This is a genomic window from Rickettsia koreansis (genome assembly GCF_046532895.1).
GTDB lineage: Bacteria > Pseudomonadota > Alphaproteobacteria > Rickettsiales > Rickettsiaceae > Rickettsia > Rickettsia rickettsii.
This window is the reverse complement of the sequence record NZ_WHLZ01000002.1, coordinates 1-16,610: the sequence shown is the minus strand read 5'-3', so window position 1 is coordinate 16,610 and position 16,610 is coordinate 1. Positions and strand designations below refer to the sequence as shown.

The following is a 16,610-nucleotide window of genomic DNA, read 5'->3' as shown; positions in this document are numbered from 1 at the left end:
ACCAATAGCAAATTCACTGTTGGTTGTTCCTCGAAAATAAAAATTGAGATTTATTTCAATTCTTTATTTATCAATTCTTTTAGCTTTTCTTTCGCTGCTTCTTTAGAACGTTGCCCTGCATAAGAATCATAATTTTTATTATCTTCAATGAAATGTACAAAGAAAACTGTTCTGTCATTTTTTTGTAGCCAACCTATAAACCATCCGATTTTACGATCCTTTAACTTTACAGTTCTATCTTGGCTAAGTTTATTACCGCTGCCGGTTTTACCGTAACGCTTCCAACAATCTACAAAATCTTCAATAAACAAAATATTTTTAGTCATTTCTTGGGCTTGAACACTTACAGGCAATTTATTCTCTGCTAGTTTCTGAAGAAAAGCTAATTGTTCTTACGGTGAAATTTTTAAAGCACTAGAAAGCCATGCATTAGTTAAACCGTTATTCTTTCCTTTATCTCCTCCTGAAATATCACGATTACCATAATCAAATTATGTTACATAATCACGAAATTTTTCAATACCTAATTCTTTAGTCATAATCTTAGAATACCAAACACAGCTATTCTTCATCCAATCTTTAGGTGTTTGGGATTGTTTCCAAACTTCAAGATAGTCAGCATATCCTTCTTTAAAAGGTAATTTTGGATGAGTTTCATCAATTAAAAACCCATCATCATAACCCATTAAACTTATAGCAATTTTAAATGTTGAGCATGGAGCATAACGAGACTTGCAATTACCTTCTTGTTTTATAATTTTCATTAACTAAAAAACAATCCGCTTGAGTTATAAAAGGTATAGTAAGTGATATTAGGGCAGTGAGATATAAAATAATTTTTTTCATAGGTTAAAATAAAAATAGGTGGTTTTGTTGCATGACATCGAGCACAGGGGATGACATTGGCTTAAACTAATTATACAGTTTAGTAAATTTCCTGAGATTGATCTTCCTTACTCGGTACATAATCAAAAATATCATTATTATCTTGATTATCAATCATATCTTCATTCTCAAGCATCTGAACATTATTTACTTTAAATGCTTCTATAACAGTACCGCTTGGTGTAATTTTACCAGTTGCTCTATCTACGGCGATTAGCTTAATTGAATCTGGAACTTTGAAAGGCAGCGATGGCTTATTCTTATAAGCATTACTCATAAAATCAATAAAAATCGGTAATACTACGTTTGAACCTGTTGCTCTTTTTCCAAGCTCTTTCGGTATATCATAACCCACATAACTGCCAACTACTATTTTGGGTGTAAAACCTATAAACCATGTATCTTTACTATCGTTACTAGTACCGGTTTTTCCGCCGATAATTTTCCCTAACTTCTTCGCAGCATAACCGGTACCTCTATCTATTGCTCCGGTTAAAAACGAAGTAATTTGATAATCACTAGCTTCATCCGTAACTCTATAGATATATTCTTTCGGTATTTCTAATATTGCGGTATCTAAATTACTATCCGAAACATTACAAGCAAGACATTCTCTATCATCTCGCCTATAAATAATTTTACCGTTACGATCTTTAATTAATTCTACAAAATGAGGCTCCACTTTTTTACCGCCGTTAGCAATAATTGCATAAGCATTAGTCATTCTGCTAAGTGTGGTTTCAATTGAACCAAGTACCATAGAGTAAACTTTTTTTGGTTCATTATTAATACCGAAACGCTTAATTATATCAACGATTTTTGTAAGTCCTACGGCAGTTGCAACTCTTACGGTTATAAGATTACGAGATTTTTCAAGACCAGTACGCATAGTGATTTCACCTAAAAACTTACCCTCATAATTTTTAGGACGCCAACTAGGCATCCCTGGACCTTGCGAAATCTCAATAGGTCCATCATTAAAAATCTGATTCGGCTTAACACCATTTTCAAGAGCTGCTAAATACACAAAGGTTTTACTCAAAGAACCGGGTTGACGCAGTGCTTGAGTTACTCTATCAAATTTACTTGTGGAAAAATCATAACCGCCGACGCTTGCAAGTACCTGTCCGGTATTTGGGTTCATAACCATAATAGCACCGTTTACTTCAGGAATCTGACGAAGAGCATACCCCTCTTTTATAGCCTCAACCACTATCACATCACCTTTTTTAAGCAAGGTCTTAACTGATTTAAGATTACTTCTTGCCCATTTCATTTCAGCAATAGGCATCTTAGATTTGCTGCCGTCTATAAGTCCAATCTCTACATGATTATCGGCTACATCTAGAACTACAGCTAATTTATACTCTAAAAGCGATGGAGGAGTCGGTAGTTTTTTTAGCTCTCCTTGCCAATGATCAAGAGAAATATTAGCTATAGGCTTTCTAAAACCACGCCTTCTATCAAACTCCCTTAGACCTTTTCTTAGAGAGTTTTCAGCTAATTGCTGCATCTTTGCATCTAAAGAAGTAATGATAGTAAGACCTCCGGTATAAAATTCTTCCTTACTATTTAACATCCTAATTACTTCTTCTCTGACCTGTGCAGCATAATAATCTGCCGTAACAGTGTCTTCCTTAGCTCGTTTACGTAAAACTATCGGGCTATCCATAGCTTCTTTCGCAGCGTCTCTTGTTATATAACCATCTTCAAACATACGTGCTATTACGTAATCACGACGAGCTTTTACTTTAGCATAGTTTCTCTCAGGATTAAGTTCGGAAGGGGCTTTAGGCAGTGCCGCAATAAAAGCTGATTCTGCAATAGTAAGTTCCTCTACGGATTTATTAAAATAATTTTGTGCAGCTGCCGCAACACCGTATACACCACGACCAAAAAATGTTTGATTAAGATATAATTCTAAAATTTGATCCTTAGTAAATACTTTTGAAATCATATAAGAAAGAATCGCTTCTTTAATCTTACGTTCAAGAGAAACTTCGTTAGTTAGCAGAAAATTTTTAACCACTTGCTGAGTAATGGTAGACGCTCCTTCCATACGCCTATGATGTAAATAATTAGATATGTTTAAAAATGCCGCTCTAACTATTCCAAGCAAATCAACGCCGGGATGGTTATAGAAATTCTTATCCTCAGCTGCAATAAAACTTTCTATTAGCGAACTCGGTACGCTATTAATCGGTACAAATACACGACGTTCAAAAGCGTACTCCTCCATTAATTTGCCGTCACGGGAATAAATACGCGTTACCGACGGTGGATAATAACGTGCAAGCTGTGAGTAATCAGGCAAATCACGTGAATAGTGGTATATTATATAAGCAGTAATCCCGCAACCTACTAAAATAAGGAAGACAAAAATTTTTAAACAAAAAAGAAGAGATTTATACATGACTTATAATATTTCGCCAGTTAAACTATTAAGTGAAGCCTTAGTAATTTTTACATCAATGATTTTACCAAGTAAAGATTTATTAGGGTTTTGGATATATACGGACTGCATGTATGGAGTTTTACCTATTATCTGGTCGTCGAATTTACCATTGCGATCAAATAGAACTTTCATAGTACTACCAACACAACTTGCATTAAAAGCTAGTTGCTGAGCCATGAGTTCTTGTTGTAATATAGTTAATCTCTCTGATTTTATATGTTCAGGTATTTGGTCGATTCTAGTTGCACCAGGTGTACCGGGACGTGGGCTATATTTAAACGAATAACACTGACCGTATTTTACTCTGCGGACCAAATCTAACGTATCCTCAAAATCTTCATCTGTTTCACCGGGAAACCCGACAATAAAATCAGATGATAAAACTATATCGGGCCTTGCTTCTCTTAAGCGATTAATTATATCAAAATAATATTCCCAATCATGTTTGCGGTTCATGGCTTTTAATATTTTATTTGAACCTGACTGCACCGGTAGATGTAGAAACGGCATTAATTTAGGTTCGGTGCCGTGCAGCTTTATTAGATCATCATTCATATCTATCGGGTGTGAGGTGGTATAACGTAATCTCTCTAAATTGGGAATTTGTGCTAGATGTTTGAGTAAATCGGCTAGACTAAATATTTTATCTGCAGGACCTTTACCATGATATGCATTGACATTTTGTCCAAGTAACATAATTTCTTTAGCACCGCTACTAACTACTTTTAGTGCTTCTCTGTAAACCTGCTCTACATTTCTTGAAAATTCAGCACCTCTAGTATAAGGTACTACACAGAAAGTACAAAATTTATCGCACCCTTCCTGTACCGATATAAAGGCACTTGTTCCTTGCGAATATAATTGCTCAGGTAGCTGATCAAATTTTGCTTCTTCAACAAAATCAAGATCGATTAAGTGCTTTTCGTGTCTAACGACTTTTGAGATTAATTCCGGTAGGTTATAATAAGATTGCGGACCGACAACAATATCAACATAAGGAGTTCTTGTAAAAATCTCCTCCCCTTCCGCCTGTGCAACACAACCGGATACAACTATTATTGCAGAACTTAAACCTTGTTTTGTTCTGGTATCTTGTAGTTTCTTAATACGACCGAGTTCAGAATAAGTTTTCTCGGCTGCTTTCTCTCTGATATGACAAGTATTTAGAATAATAACATCTGCTTCTTCAATATTTTCAGTAGGTTCATAGCCAAAGGGATAAAGCAAATCCTGCATCTTAACGGAGTCATAAACATTCATCTGACATCCGTAGGTCTTAATATAAAGTTTCTTACTCATAATTTTCTATATATATCTTTAAACTAAAAGCCTAGTATACGAAGATCAACTGCAAAAAGAGCGAAGAGTTCACAAGGCAAGATGAGCTGTAACGTAATACACGAGAACCGAAGCTCTTGTAGAACGACTCAGCCAATTTTTGCAGTTCATCGAATATACTATAAAAAGTTTTATATTATACTATATTTATATCAATCTTTAAACTAAAACCTTGATGGGCCTTGCTCAATAACTATAGATATCTTTAAAAGCCCCCGTCATTCTTTCAATAAGACAAAGCAGCTGTTCTTTAGTAATTTTATAGTTTTTATCATATCTTGCATCAACATAAGCTTTTTCAAGAAGCTCAAAACACTTTTTTTGTTCTTCGGTTAATTGAAGAAATACACTCCATAATTCATTGTCATAATTTCCTGCCATGCTACCTAGTTCTTGTAAATTATGTAATTTAGGTTTGTAGTTTGAGAAAACTAATAAAATAGTACTGTAAAGACTTTCCGTAGCTTGATGAAGGGCAAAGGCTGATAAAAAGCATACTCCAAATCGTTTAAATAAGTAGTTGCCCCTTTTAAAAAACCTTTACCTCTACCAAACCACAATATTCATAATAATCTTTAGCGATGTCTTTCATCTCGCTCCAAGGTAAATCTTTAGCCTCGCTAAGTATAAATTCACCACTATCATATAAAAGAATACCTTCTTTTTTTATATCGGTATAAAAATAACGTCCTTTTTCTAACTGCCTACTTATTTCCTCTATTGACTCTAGAATTATCGATATTCTTGAATCATACGGAATAATTTGCTTAGGGTTTATTATTCCTGTGTTTTCTAATCTTATATATATATTATCTTTTAATCTTAAAGCAGTGTATCCTTTATATTTACCTTTTTTCAGAATTATATCAGTATCGCTATGATAGCCGTAAGGTAGATCACGTACCCAATCTCCTCCAGCAAAAGAGCCGTACAAGAAATCATAGCGATTTTTCCTGTGCAATATCTAAAATCTGCTGCACTATAAAATTAAGCCTTGCTCTAATTTTAAGAGAACGTTCGGGTAAGGTGGTTTTCATTTAAATATCTATACTTTATATTTTTCTGCTTTTAGCTTTTTTATTTCTTCTATTGTAAGCTTAGTATATCGTGCTATTTTTTCTATAGGTTCATTCTCTATTAGCATTTCTTTTGCAGTTTCAATTTTCTCTTTCTCTATGCCCTTCTCCATCCCGGCATTAAACTTTTCTTCAAACTTGTCTATTTCTTTTTATATAGCCATTTCAGCTCTAAAATAATCATCATGCTCCTGTTCTGTCCATTTATATTGCTCTAAACTTGCATATGCCGATAACACAATTTCATTTTTAATCTCTTTTGGCGGTTCTTATTCTTGCGAAGCATATTTTAATAAATGCAACCATTCATCGGTATCATCTTTAAGATCATTTTTTTTAAACTTCCCTAGTTCAATAAATACATAAGTTAATGAAAACAAATATTGTTTATGGGTATTACTTTCTTTTATATTTTTATATGATGATAGCTAATATACGGCAATTCATCAGGCAAAGCTTTTGCTCCTATGATAGAAATTATTACTACCGGCAATAAATCCTTATGTTTCATACCCTTCTTAATTTGACTAACGTAGGTATAACAACTGTAAAGCTGCGTTCTATTAAGATAATCTTTCTCCATTTTACGCTGCATCTCGATTATATACTATCTACCGGTTTCATCTTTAACTTGTAGATCGAACAAACTTCTTTGCCCTTCAAGAAATAAAGTTAACTGTTCAGTAGTTATATAGCTTAAATCTATGATTCTATCTCCTTGCGATAACCTAAGAAGAGAGTTCAATAAATTTATTAATTTTACTTTAGCGCTAAATAATTTTTTAAATGCGACATCATTTGTACCGTCTAAATATCTTTGGTGAATTTTTATACATAGCAAATTAACTTCAAATAGTAAATTACTTTTACAATTTATTATCGGTACTAGGCTTCTTGCATCACCTATCTTAATAAAGAGGAACTTGAAGAAAACACGGAACACAGCACTGTAGCGTACATAAAAGTGCGTGAGGATGCGAGTACCGGATTGACGTACAAATTACCTTTAGAAGGAGGTTATGCAAGAAGCCTATTAATACCTATCATTATCATCATACACTCCCCAAATTACTTTCTTGAAAATCCAACCTGTGTAATCCTTACATGTAATTTGGCAGAATTGTTCTTTACATTTTTTTAAACTACAACGAACTTTTGGCATTAATTTTGCTATAACTCGGCTTTTAGGGTCTGCGGATTTGGTAAGTTCTATTTCCTTATCAGAAGTAATAACTACTGATCTTTTACCTGATAAAACGCTTGAATGTATCCAACCGCCTTCACCGTTAATGTCACGTACTTGTCGCCATTGCTTGTACTCTGCAGTTATTTCTACCGGTTCGCCTTTTTTAACAAAAACCCATTCTACGGTAGATTTAGTAGTTGGTCCGCTCCTTGCATTTACTTCATTAGATTTTATTGAAACAAATCTCGGAATAGGCAATTTTTTATTATCGGCATTAATTGTTGTTGATAATATTACAATAATTAAAGTAATAAGAATTTTAATCATTATCTTCCGCTTCAGATAAAGCATCCTCTTTTTTTTCTATTATATAATTACCAAGCCTAAATTGTACTTTTATTCTATTAATTTCCTGCTCGCTAATACCTATATTTTTTAGGACTGTTCCACCTATTTGTAATCCAGTCTCATAACTTTCTGGAATAATAGTTGTGGCACCTAAATCATAAAACTCTCTAGCATTTTTTAAATTTTTTAACTTAACGACAACCGGTATATCCTGATAATTACCGCTAATTGTTTTAAGCGATTTCTTGATAGTTACTTGATTATTCATAGTAAGTATTATAGCGAATGCTCTTTCCGTACCTAATGCCTTTAAAGTATCGGCTTGCGATACATCACCTTTAAAAACCGGCAAACCGTTTGATAGCTCTTCTTTTACTCTATCATCATCTAAATCAAGTATTACGTAACTTATACCTTCCGCTTCCAAAACTCTTGCTACCATTTTACCGGTATTACCGAGTCCGGCAATAATAATATGGTTTGTTAAATCTCTTGCCCCAAGCTCAATCATTTGAGTCGGAGTTTTACCAAGTCCTTTATCAACTTTCTCGGCAATCTTTTGTCCTAAAGCTGCGAGTAATGGAGTAAGTGCCATAGTAAAAGTAACTACGAGTAATAATATATCGGCAGTACTTTCTTCTAATACTCCACTATCTTTACCTAAACTGAATAATATAAAACCAAACTCTCCGCCTTGCGATAATAATAAGCCTGAATAAAAAGCAACTCCTTTATTAAAACCGAATAAAATACAAAAAGCCGTTATGATTAAGGTTTTTATACCTATTAAAGCAATAGATAAAGTAAGAATATGAGATATTTTTTCATACATTTCTAGGGCATCGATATTCATACCCACGGTCATGAAAAACAATCCTAAAAATAAACTTTTGAAAGGATAAATACTTTCCTCTGCCTGCAATCTAAATTCAGTTTCCGCAACTAATACTCCGGCAACAAATGCTCCTAGAGCTAAAGATAAACCAAATGTTTCGGTAGCCCAAGCAGCAGAAAGTACTATTAACAAAGTCATCGAAATAGGTAACTCGCTTGCATTATTACTTTCTGATGAAATGAATGAAAATACAGGACGAAGAAAAACACGACCGACAATAAATATTGTAAGTAAGGCCATTACGGCTTTTAAGAGTGCAATACCAAGAGCCGCTGCAAGCGAGGCTTTATTGTTACCGACAAGTAACGGAACTATCACAAGCAATGGCACTACGGCCAAATCTTGTAGTAACAGAATAGCTAAAGAAACTCTTCCTATTTGCGTTGATTGACTACGATTTTCCTCAATAACCTGCATAACAAGTGCCGTAGATGAAAGGGCCAGACCACCGCCGGTAATAATAGCCGCACTACTATTGCCGTCTATAAGCACCATTGCACCGGCAATTACTATAGCGGTTGTTAAAACTTGCAAACTACCGAGACCAAATACATATCGTCTCATAGCTTTTAATCGCTCGAAGGATAACTCAAGTCCTATCGCAAATAATAGAAATACTACACCAAGTTCACCTAGTAACTTAGTTTGGTCATATGTTACGATTTTTAAACCGTGATCACCTATTGCAGCTCCGGCAATTAAGTAACCAAGTACCGGACTTAATCTAAGACGCTTAAGTATAGCCACGATAAAAACCGCAGTACCGAGTAAAATTATAACGTTAATAAGAATATGATCGTTCATCTTTTCCAAATTTCTTCTAACTTAAAATGCTCCCGTACTTCAGGATAAAAAATATTAATTAAAATAGTACCTGCATCTATTAGTACCCATTCTGATTTACCAAGCCCCTCAATATTACTATTTATACCAGCATTATTTTTTAATTCTAAAGCTACATATTCAGCAATTGCTCCAACATTTTTAGTCGAACGACCGCTAGCAAATATAATATAATCGGCTAATTTATGTTTTCCTGTTAAATCAATTATCTCAATATCTTCTGCTTTTTTCTCACTTAAACATTCTAAGATAAATAATTTTAATTCTTCAGTTTCTTTTTTCATAATAATTAATAAATGACATAATAATATTAATTATTATATGCATAAGAGTCGATTTTATCAATGAATGTTTAAAATTCTATAATAAAAATTCACATAAAGCTTTACTTTAAGAAAAAAAACCTTAATTAATACTTAAATTAATATTGATAAAATAATGGCAATATCTGTAGAAGAGTTAGAAAAAATACTTAAAGAATCATTTCCGAACAGTACAATGAAAATTACTGATTTAGTAGGAGATCAAGACCATTATGCCTTAGAAATATCAGACGTTCAATTTAATGGACTTTCTTTAATTAATCAACATAAATTAGTAAAAAACGCCCTGTCTGAAATATTAAATAAAAAACTACATGCAATTACCATAAAAACTATCGCAGTTCCTGAAAAATAATTACAAATATTAATGTAATAATCCTTATATAAATTCAACTTATTATTTAATTTTATGCAAACAGCTGATTATATAGTAATCCGCTATTCGGTGTGTAATTAAGAATAAGGATTTTAAAATCCTTATTCTTAATTGATGCGGGTTTTTAGAAGTTTACTTTAAGTCTTAGCGTACCGAACTGGGCATGGTATTTTTTAGCTAAGTTCCGACTGTAATGCACTCCGTACTCCATTCTACCCTTCTTAATTACTGCACCTGCCCCTAAATCATATAGCATTTTAGTAGGTTTAGGTGGCGGTACCGGTAGAGGCTCATTAAGACTGTTAAGATCTGCAACGATTGCCGGTGTTTTACCTTTGAAATCGTAATTAATAAAGGCATGAATTTGCGGTCTAATTATGAATTCATCCTTATAGTAGGTTGTCTTAATTTCACCGCCGAGTATACCTTCAACCTTGTTATATTGACGTTTCTGAATAGTTAGTTTTTGGAAAGAAGTACCGTATTCCTGATAACCGGAATCTTTAATCTTAGTAAGCCTGATTCCTGCCATCGGTGCAAATGAAGTTTCTTTCCATAGATCATTTATAACCCCCAACTACTTGATTGCTATTAGCATTGCCTGTTTACCCTGCATTTATAGTATCATAGAAGACATTTATAATAAGCTCACCGGTAGGAGTAGCAGAGCCTGTATAAGTAACTTTATTATTCAAGATCGAAAGTTATATTACTTCCTGAGATATTGCCCCCGACATTTACACTAGTATTATCACAGGTAAACATCATTGTTGCTTGATCGGCAACTTATAGTATTTGCTCCTAAATCCGATTCAATAAAAGCGGTTTTCTTCGGTGCAAAAGTAATAGCATTAGTGCCTATTACCGCTTTTTGTAACCATACATCATCATCGAATTTATGACTACCGCAGTTAATCGGTGCTTGTACAAGTGCAGCATTAGTGTATTCCGCTGAAGAGTTGCTGCTGCTCCCTTTGAAGTTCTCTGAAACAATTTCTGTTTTGTAATGAAATTTTGTTGTTGCTCTTGGCACTTTAACACCGCCGACCGTGGCTGACGAAATGTCTAAACTTATACTGTTATAACCGGTAAATACTGCTGATTTACCGGCATCAATAGTAATATCTTTAGCATAGCTATCCCCTTTTACTGTGCCTTTATTACTACTGAACTAGTTTAAGGTTTAAATTCTCACCGCCTAAATCATCGGTCAAACCATTATTAGCGTTAAATATTGCCGTACCTTGATTATTAGTCTTGGTTGTTATACTCGAGTAAAAATCTTCGCTATCGATTGTGATTTTACTGTCTACACCGTTGAACTGAAAGGTTTTAAGGTGAGTTGAGTCTGAACCTACTGAACCACTACCGCTAGCTCCAGTTGTTAAATCATTTGATATTGCAAGAGTATGGATTTTATTACCTGTGGTCGTAATTGATTCATTTATTATACTTGTATTATTAAGGCTTAAAGTTGCAGACTGAGCAGTAGTAAATGAAATCGAGCCTGTTTTCACGGTACCTTGAATTGTAACATCACCCCCGTCTATTTGAACTATATCGACCATTCCTTTAGTACCTATACTACCGGAATAAGTAATAGCGGTAAATTCATCAAAAATTACCATGCTCTATACTCAGGATTTAAAAGCAAAAAGAGAAAAGCTTGATCATTCAGAAATATCTAAACTATTCGTTGTTCCCTTAAATTTTATGTCGCCACCATTTATTAATATTACATATCCTGCATTAATACCTTCGGTACAATTTAATACATCACCGCTAATAGTTATATCACCCACTTTTGAAGTACTGCTACCTATAGCTCCACTAACGCTGCTTGGACCGGTAAACATTAAATCCACAGCTTTACCACATGTGATGTTAATACCACCGGTTAAATTAGTTACTTGAGTAAACACTATATTACCCGTGCCGGTTCCTTGGATTTCAGCAATTGACATATTACCGCCGGCGTTAATCGTAACGGTGCTGTTGTCAACACCCGCTTTTAACATTGCAAGGTTCGTAATTGTATTCGTTGAGTTTCCGTTACCGTCAACTGTACCTATAGTACCGTTAGTACCTCCGGTACTTGTTATATTACCGGTAATAGCTGATGTTATATTATTTTCTATATCACTAGCAAATATTGCGGTACCAGCATTATTTTGGCAATTCATATTACCGTCAATCTTTACAGCCCCAAGCTCGCTATTAATAGGACCGGAAGGAGTCGAGAAAAAAACATTTGATCCAAACTTGATCCTATAGCAACTTTTGCAACGGATACGTCGATATTTGGGGTATTAAGAGCAGTTATTACCAGTGTTCCATACCCTGTAAGTTGTACTTTACTCACCGGATTTGCTTTTGTTCCGATAGCATACTTATTAGCCATACCATCTATTGTTAACTTGGTATTAATATTTCTTGCATTTATCTCAACTACACCGGTATTTGGAATAACTTGCTCTATATTACCTGTTAACTCTATAGTACTGTTCTTGCCACTAGCTACGGTAGTCATTAACTTTAAAACAGATGCGGGATTCACGAATGTAACACCTGGTGCATCTAATGGAAAATCACCGTTTAATGCATCAAGGGCATAAACGGCTGGTCCAGCATTAACCTCACCGATATTAATTTTGGCAATCTTAGCCGAGGTAAGTGATGCATCGGCAAAAACCCCACCAGCAGCAATATTAAGCACTGCTGTATTACTCACATCAAGTCCATTTGTACCTAACGTAGCATTAGTACCAACAACGCCGACATTACCACTAACATTTATAACAGCAAGGGGATTTGCCTTTGTGCCAAGAGTTTCATTACCCAAATTACCCTGCAAAGTTAACAAATTGTTATTAGGTATAGTACTAGAAGTACTACTTAAATTGACGCTACCGCCTCCACCGGCAAAACCATCGACACTATATCATAAAGGTAACTTGTTGATTTTTGCTAGTAGTTAAACCAAATACGGATTTAGTATTATTCAAATTAATAGCACTTCCTAGCGTTAAAGCCTTGTTAGATACATCTATCGTAAATGCTGCAACTGCATTTCCCTGCCCGATATTAATTGTGTTTACCATACCTATACTTGAATCAGTAGCCATTAAAGTAGTACCGGTAGTATAAACGTTTAATGTTCCTGTGTTCCCGTTTTTGATTTGGCTGTTAAGTAAATAACCTGCAGGATTTGCTCCCGAAAACTCTAAAACACCGCCATTGGTAAAATCCACGTTACCGCTTGTTGTAAGCGAGTCTTGTAAATTCGCTACAGCATTGTTACCAAGTGTTAAAGAAGTAGCGGATATACTTTTTTGCAAGATAACCATTAACAATAATTGCTCCAATATTATTTATGACTCCGGTAACGTTACCGCCTCCTAAAAATACTAAATTACTGTTAGTTGCTGCACTACTTGTCACTGCTGCTAAAGTACCGGTATCATTAACGTTAACCGTACCTGCAGACCCTTTAAAATCAGTCTGTCCTGTAATAACTGTTGTGTTAAATTGTCCCTCCTGTTCCATTACTGCTATCTGCATTAAGTGCAATTTCTCGGCTACCGGAAGCCACGTGTACTCTTAATTGACCATCTACATCATTTGCTGGAACTAGGCTGAAGCTAGCCACAAATTCTTCAGCATTTGGCGATTCATTACTTACGTCATAAGTAGCATTTTGGCCGCCAAACTTGATACTATTTTCTATAGGTTGTATATCCATAACTTCATTAACGTAAAGACCTGAGGCTGGTGAAGTATCAGTAGCAAAATTAAGTAGCTGATTATTTGCACTATTAAAAATTTTTGCCTTAATCCAACTTGGCTGTTTAAATTGAAAGTCAGTGTCAATCTGTAATGTAAGATCTGCCTGGCCTTGAACAGAAGTTACTATACTACCTGGACCTGAGATAAAGGCGATTCTATTATCACCAGTAGGAGGAAAAAGTGATGTGTAGCCTGAAAAATCAAAGTACTAGCTAAATCGTTAAAATTAAAGCTGTTAAAATAGTAAGTATTCCCTGGTGCTTCTCCTGGTCCTGGAGCAAAAGGAGGAACCGTTGCAAGTGCTTGTGCATTTGTAACTGGCGTACCTGTTAAAGTGATGTTTATAGCGTTAGGGACATCTACAACACGCCCGACATTTTCTTTAGTAAGATCAACAGGTATAACCGGTCCAAGAGTTATGTTATTTGGCACAGTCATTGTTGCATTATTAAAGGTATCTAAATATATAGCAGGAATTGCTGGCACATCTGCAGTAAAATTATTTACTTCGCCAAGGATTATAAATGAACCTGGTACATATGCTCCTCCGCCAAAAGCACTACCATCAGCTACTGAGCTACCCCCTACTGTTACGATTCGGTTATAGCAGTACCAAGGGCACTAGTGCTAGCAAGCATCAATGCCGCAATTGATGCAAACATGCCTTTTTGTATTAAATTTTTTATCGTTGACATAATATCTCCTAAATTTGGGCTTAATTTTTCTAACTTATGATTACTTTTTCTTGCTTGAAATAAATTAAACTTTATGTACTTTTTATAGAAATTCGGTAAATCGTATATAAAACTTAAGAAATACAAGGGTAAAACCTATCTATTTTAGCTTCTTAGTGAAAACTGCAAAACTTTATTAATTTTTGTACCTCTTATATCATTCCTGCGAAAGCAGAAATCCAGTAATCTTTAATGTCATCCCGCAACTTGATTGCGGGACCTCAGGACACAGTCTGTTATACAAGATCGGGGTCAAGTCACAGTATGACAGCAAAAAAGACTGGATTCCCGCTTCCACGGGCATGAACATAAGGGCCATACAAAGCCACAGGACTGACACAATGACGCTTAGAACCTAACAAAACCACTTTTTCTAGGTAAAATCTATAAATTTTTACATAAACAAATTGATTTGCTACGAATAATAGAGTATATAGTATAGACATAATTAATTATCGGGGCGTAGCGCAGCCTGGTAGCGCATCTGGTTTGGGACCAGAGGGTCGGGAGTTCGAATCTCTCCGCCCCGACCATAAAAACATAAATTATAATGTCAAAAGACGACCTCATTCAGTTTACAGGTACAGTACTTGAACTTTTACCTAATGCTACTTTCAGAGTAAAGCTTGAGAATGATCATGTAATTATTGCTCATACTTCCGGTAGGATGCGTAAAAATCGTATCAGAATATTACTAGGAGATAAAGTGATAGTAGAAATGACTCCTTATGATTTAACTAAGGGTCGTGTGATTCATCGTCACTAGTCTTTATAAGTATGAAGCAGAACAGAAAAAACCTACCGATTATATTAGCATCAAGCTCTCCTGCAAGAATTGAGTTACTAAACAGAATCAAAATTATCCCTTCACAAATTATTCCGACAGATATAGACGAAACACCTAATTTGCGTGAATTACCCGCTCCCTTAGCCATGAGACTTGCTTACGAAAAAGCTATAAAAATTGCATCTCAAATAGAGGAATCAGCTATAATTATAGCTGCCGATACCGTAGCGGCAGTAGGTAGAAGAATATTGCCGAAAGCTACTACTTATGAAGAAGTCAAGAATTGTATTAAGATGTTATCCGGACGTCGTCATCGTGTCTATACCGGTTTATGTATTATCAAAAAAGAGAATGATCAGCTTACAGTTAGAAAAAAAATAGTTCAGACTATTGTTAAGTTCAAAAAATTAAGTGAGGAAGAGATTAATTTTTATTGTTCTTTGGATGAGGGAATAGATAAAGCAGGCGGATGTAAAATTTCCGGTTATGCAGAAGCTTTTATCTCATTTATTTCCGGCTCATATTCAAATGTTATGGGATTACCTTTATTTGAAACAGTAAATGCTCTAACTTCTTTAGGTTTTAGATGTTCAAGTGTCATGCCTGCAAAAATGAATTATTGTCATTCCGCGACTTGATCGCGGAATCTAGTTAAAAATACTAAAATTATTAATATAATAATTTGTTTTTCTAGACCCCGTGGTCAAGCCACGGGGTGGCATTAAATGTTTTTGGATTCCTGCGATCCACACACATAAATTACCTAACTACTTAATTCCCAGGCTCATCCAAATGACTTCTCTCATAATTTTCATGACGCTCTTGAGCTTCAATACATAATGCAGCAATAGGTCGTGCTTCTAATCTTTTTATACCTATTGGGTCGCCTGTTTCTTCACAGTAACCATATTCCCCATTTTTAATACGTGATAATGCTTCTTCTATTTTACTCATTAATTTACAATATCTATTTCTACTACGAAGCTCAAAAGCTCTTTCTGTTTCATGAGTAGCACAATCGTTAAGATCGGATTCTTTTAAATTTTCTTCCTTTAAATTATTTAAAGTCTCTTGAGATTCCTTTAATAAATCCTCTTTCCATCTTAAAAGTTTTTGTCTAAAATATTCTAGGTGATTAGGACACATATATTCTTCATCTTGAGAAGGTTTATATCCCATAGGTAATTTAGGTGTTTCTAGCATATTAATATCTCAATATTAACTTTAATATATTACGTTTATAAGGTTTTTAAAAATGTTTCTAGCATATTAATATCTCAATATTAACTTTAATATATTATGTTTATAAGATTTTTAAAAGTGTTTCTAGCATATTAATATCTCAATATTAACTTTAATATATTATGTTTATAAGATTTTTAAAAGTGTTTCTAGCATATTAATATCTCAATATTAACTTTAATATATTACGTTTATAAGGTTTTTAAAAATGTTTCTAGCATATTAATATCTCAATATTAACTTTAATATATTATGTTTATAAGATTTTTAAAAGTGTTTCTAGCATATTAATATCTCAATATTAACTTTAATATATTATGTTTATAAGATTTTTAA

Annotated in this window: 22 protein-coding genes, 1 tRNA gene and 2 pseudogenes; 4 read left to right on the top strand and 21 right to left on the bottom strand. The window is 34.3% G+C overall.

Going from position 1 to position 16,610, the window contains the following annotated elements; all coding sequences use genetic code 11:
- Window positions 1-50: 50 nt before the first annotated feature.
- From GCO76_RS05685 to rsfS, 11 genes and pseudogenes are all read right to left on the bottom strand, one after another.
- Window positions 51-326, bottom strand: coding sequence for a penicillin-binding transpeptidase domain-containing protein (locus GCO76_RS05685; protein ID WP_209445207.1), 276 nt, complete (start codon window positions 324-326; stop codon window positions 51-53).
- 165 nt (window positions 327-491) lie between these two features.
- Window positions 492-764: a penicillin-binding transpeptidase domain-containing protein gene (locus GCO76_RS05680; protein ID WP_410956503.1), complete on the bottom strand. Its 273-nt coding sequence runs from the start codon at window positions 762-764 to the stop codon at window positions 492-494.
- A 161-nt stretch (window positions 765-925) separates the two neighbouring features.
- Window positions 926-3,298: a penicillin-binding protein 1A gene (locus GCO76_RS05675; protein WP_410956502.1), complete on the bottom strand. Its 2,373-nt coding sequence runs from the start codon at window positions 3,296-3,298 to the stop codon at window positions 926-928.
- A 3-nt stretch (window positions 3,299-3,301) separates the two neighbouring features.
- Window positions 3,302-4,639: a tRNA (N6-isopentenyl adenosine(37)-C2)-methylthiotransferase MiaB gene (gene miaB, locus GCO76_RS05670; protein WP_410956501.1), complete on the bottom strand. Its 1,338-nt coding sequence runs from the start codon at window positions 4,637-4,639 to the stop codon at window positions 3,302-3,304.
- Window positions 4,640-4,864: 225 nt separating this feature from the next.
- Entirely contained in the window at window positions 4,865-5,119 is a 255-nt protein-coding gene (locus tag GCO76_RS05665) for a HEPN domain-containing protein (protein WP_410956618.1), read from the bottom strand.
- An 88-nt stretch (window positions 5,120-5,207) separates the two neighbouring features.
- Window positions 5,208-5,639 (bottom strand): hypothetical protein, encoded by a 432-nt coding sequence (locus tag GCO76_RS05660; RefSeq protein ID WP_410956500.1) that lies wholly within the window; start codon window positions 5,637-5,639, stop codon window positions 5,208-5,210.
- 84 nt (window positions 5,640-5,723) lie between these two features.
- Window positions 5,724-5,867, bottom strand: coding sequence for a hypothetical protein (locus GCO76_RS05655; RefSeq protein WP_014014833.1), 144 nt, complete (start codon window positions 5,865-5,867; stop codon window positions 5,724-5,726).
- Window positions 5,868-6,160: 293 nt separating this feature from the next.
- Window positions 6,161-6,697, bottom strand: a pseudogene (locus tag GCO76_RS05650) (Rpn family recombination-promoting nuclease/putative transposase).
- Between the two features lie 90 nt (window positions 6,698-6,787).
- Window positions 6,788-7,267, bottom strand: coding sequence for an SH3 domain-containing protein (locus tag GCO76_RS05645; protein WP_410956499.1), 480 nt, complete (start codon window positions 7,265-7,267; stop codon window positions 6,788-6,790).
- Complete coding sequence (locus GCO76_RS05640) at window positions 7,260-8,987, bottom strand: cation:proton antiporter domain-containing protein (protein ID WP_410956498.1); 1,728 nt, start codon at window positions 8,985-8,987, stop codon at window positions 7,260-7,262. Before GCO76_RS05640 ends, GCO76_RS05645 begins: the two co-directional genes overlap by 8 nt.
- Complete coding sequence (rsfS, locus tag GCO76_RS05635; protein WP_410956497.1) at window positions 8,984-9,310, bottom strand: ribosome silencing factor; 327 nt, start codon at window positions 9,308-9,310, stop codon at window positions 8,984-8,986. The genes GCO76_RS05640 and rsfS overlap by 4 nt, the downstream gene beginning before the upstream one ends.
- 154 nt (window positions 9,311-9,464) lie before the next feature.
- Here rsfS and GCO76_RS05630 point away from each other — a divergent pair, with 154 nt between their 5' ends.
- Window positions 9,465-9,704, top strand: coding sequence for a BolA/IbaG family iron-sulfur metabolism protein (locus GCO76_RS05630; protein ID WP_012151363.1), 240 nt, complete (start codon window positions 9,465-9,467; stop codon window positions 9,702-9,704).
- 145 nt (window positions 9,705-9,849) lie between these two features.
- Here the strand turns inward: GCO76_RS05630 and GCO76_RS05625 are convergent, their stop codons facing one another.
- From GCO76_RS05625 to GCO76_RS05585, 9 genes and pseudogenes are all read right to left on the bottom strand, one after another.
- A complete protein-coding gene (locus GCO76_RS05625; protein WP_410956496.1) occupies window positions 9,850-10,302 on the bottom strand; it encodes an autotransporter outer membrane beta-barrel domain-containing protein in 453 nt (150 codons plus the stop codon).
- A gap of 174 nt (window positions 10,303-10,476) precedes the next feature.
- Window positions 10,477-10,758 (bottom strand): hypothetical protein, encoded by a 282-nt coding sequence (locus tag GCO76_RS05620; RefSeq protein WP_410956495.1) that lies wholly within the window; start codon window positions 10,756-10,758, stop codon window positions 10,477-10,479.
- Window positions 10,759-10,888: 130 nt separating this feature from the next.
- Window positions 10,889-11,353 carry a hypothetical protein gene (locus GCO76_RS05615; RefSeq protein ID WP_410956494.1) on the bottom strand — a complete coding sequence of 155 codons (465 nt, stop codon included), beginning with the start codon at window positions 11,351-11,353 and terminating at the stop codon, window positions 10,889-10,891.
- A gap of 42 nt (window positions 11,354-11,395) precedes the next feature.
- On the bottom strand, window positions 11,396-11,908 hold the full coding sequence (locus GCO76_RS05610) for a hypothetical protein (RefSeq protein ID WP_410956493.1): 513 nt from the start codon (window positions 11,906-11,908) through the stop codon (window positions 11,396-11,398).
- Window positions 11,909-11,922: 14 nt separating this feature from the next.
- A complete protein-coding gene (locus tag GCO76_RS05605) occupies window positions 11,923-12,588 on the bottom strand; it encodes a hypothetical protein (RefSeq protein WP_410956492.1) in 666 nt (221 codons plus the stop codon).
- Window positions 12,589-12,661: 73 nt separating this feature from the next.
- Window positions 12,662-13,063, bottom strand: a complete 402-nt coding sequence (locus GCO76_RS05600) for a hypothetical protein (RefSeq protein WP_410956491.1) — start codon at window positions 13,061-13,063, stop codon at window positions 12,662-12,664.
- On the bottom strand, window positions 13,023-13,286 hold the full coding sequence (locus tag GCO76_RS05595) for a hypothetical protein (RefSeq protein WP_410956490.1): 264 nt from the start codon (window positions 13,284-13,286) through the stop codon (window positions 13,023-13,025). The genes GCO76_RS05600 and GCO76_RS05595 overlap by 41 nt, the downstream gene beginning before the upstream one ends.
- The gene (locus GCO76_RS05590; RefSeq protein WP_410956489.1) at window positions 13,249-13,467 is read right to left on the bottom strand and encodes a dihydrolipoamide dehydrogenase; all 219 of its coding nucleotides are present in this window, start codon (window positions 13,465-13,467) and stop codon (window positions 13,249-13,251) included. The genes GCO76_RS05595 and GCO76_RS05590 overlap by 38 nt, the downstream gene beginning before the upstream one ends.
- Before the next feature lie 435 nt (window positions 13,468-13,902).
- Window positions 13,903-14,149, bottom strand: a pseudogene (locus GCO76_RS05585) (cell surface protein).
- A 552-nt stretch (window positions 14,150-14,701) separates the two neighbouring features.
- Between GCO76_RS05585 and GCO76_RS05580 the strand changes: the two are divergent.
- From GCO76_RS05580 to GCO76_RS05570, 3 genes are all read left to right on the top strand, one after another.
- Window positions 14,702-14,778, top strand: a tRNA-Pro gene (locus GCO76_RS05580).
- A gap of 17 nt (window positions 14,779-14,795) precedes the next feature.
- Window positions 14,796-15,011: a translation initiation factor IF-1 gene (gene infA / locus GCO76_RS05575; protein WP_410956488.1), complete on the top strand. Its 216-nt coding sequence runs from the start codon at window positions 14,796-14,798 to the stop codon at window positions 15,009-15,011.
- 11 nt (window positions 15,012-15,022) lie between these two features.
- Window positions 15,023-15,670, top strand: coding sequence for a Maf family protein (locus GCO76_RS05570; RefSeq protein ID WP_410956487.1), 648 nt, complete (start codon window positions 15,023-15,025; stop codon window positions 15,668-15,670).
- Between the two features lie 133 nt (window positions 15,671-15,803).
- On the opposite strand, the gene dksA is transcribed toward GCO76_RS05570, so the two are convergent.
- Window positions 15,804-16,235, bottom strand: coding sequence for an RNA polymerase-binding protein DksA (dksA, locus tag GCO76_RS05565; protein WP_014121122.1), 432 nt, complete (start codon window positions 16,233-16,235; stop codon window positions 15,804-15,806).
- Window positions 16,236-16,610: the final 375 nt, after the last annotated feature.

Bases quoted from the DNA above. Each gene is read 5' to 3' on its own strand.
- GCO76_RS05685 (WP_209445207.1), bottom strand. From the start codon at position 326: ATGACTAAAAATATTTTGTTTATTGAAGATTTTGTAGATTGTTGGAAG.
- GCO76_RS05680 (WP_410956503.1), bottom strand. From the start codon at position 764: ATGAAAATTATAAAACAAGAAGGTAATTGCAAGTCTCGTTATGCTCCA.
- GCO76_RS05675 (WP_410956502.1), bottom strand. From the start codon at position 3,298: ATGTATAAATCTCTTCTTTTTTGTTTAAAAATTTTTGTCTTCCTTATT.
- miaB (WP_410956501.1), bottom strand. From the start codon at position 4,639: ATGAGTAAGAAACTTTATATTAAGACCTACGGATGTCAGATGAATGTT.
- GCO76_RS05655 (WP_014014833.1), bottom strand. From the start codon at position 5,867: ATGGAGAAGGGCATAGAGAAAGAGAAAATTGAAACTGCAAAAGAAATG.
- GCO76_RS05645 (WP_410956499.1), bottom strand. From the start codon at position 7,267: ATGATTAAAATTCTTATTACTTTAATTATTGTAATATTATCAACAACA.
- GCO76_RS05640 (WP_410956498.1), bottom strand. From the start codon at position 8,987: ATGAACGATCATATTCTTATTAACGTTATAATTTTACTCGGTACTGCG.
- rsfS (WP_410956497.1), bottom strand. From the start codon at position 9,310: ATGAAAAAAGAAACTGAAGAATTAAAATTATTTATCTTAGAATGTTTA.
- GCO76_RS05630 (WP_012151363.1), top strand. From the start codon at position 9,465: ATGGCAATATCTGTAGAAGAGTTAGAAAAAATACTTAAAGAATCATTT.
- GCO76_RS05615 (WP_410956494.1), bottom strand. From the start codon at position 11,353: ATGGTAATTTTTGATGAATTTACCGCTATTACTTATTCCGGTAGTATA.
- GCO76_RS05610 (WP_410956493.1), bottom strand. From the start codon at position 11,908: ATGAATTGCCAAAATAATGCTGGTACCGCAATATTTGCTAGTGATATA.
- GCO76_RS05595 (WP_410956490.1), bottom strand. From the start codon at position 13,286: ATGCAGATAGCAGTAATGGAACAGGAGGGACAATTTAACACAACAGTT.
- GCO76_RS05590 (WP_410956489.1), bottom strand. From the start codon at position 13,467: ATGGATATACAACCTATAGAAAATAGTATCAAGTTTGGCGGCCAAAAT.
- infA (WP_410956488.1), top strand. From the start codon at position 14,796: ATGTCAAAAGACGACCTCATTCAGTTTACAGGTACAGTACTTGAACTT.
- GCO76_RS05570 (WP_410956487.1), top strand. From the start codon at position 15,023: ATGAAGCAGAACAGAAAAAACCTACCGATTATATTAGCATCAAGCTCT.
- dksA (WP_014121122.1), bottom strand. From the start codon at position 16,235: ATGCTAGAAACACCTAAATTACCTATGGGATATAAACCTTCTCAAGAT.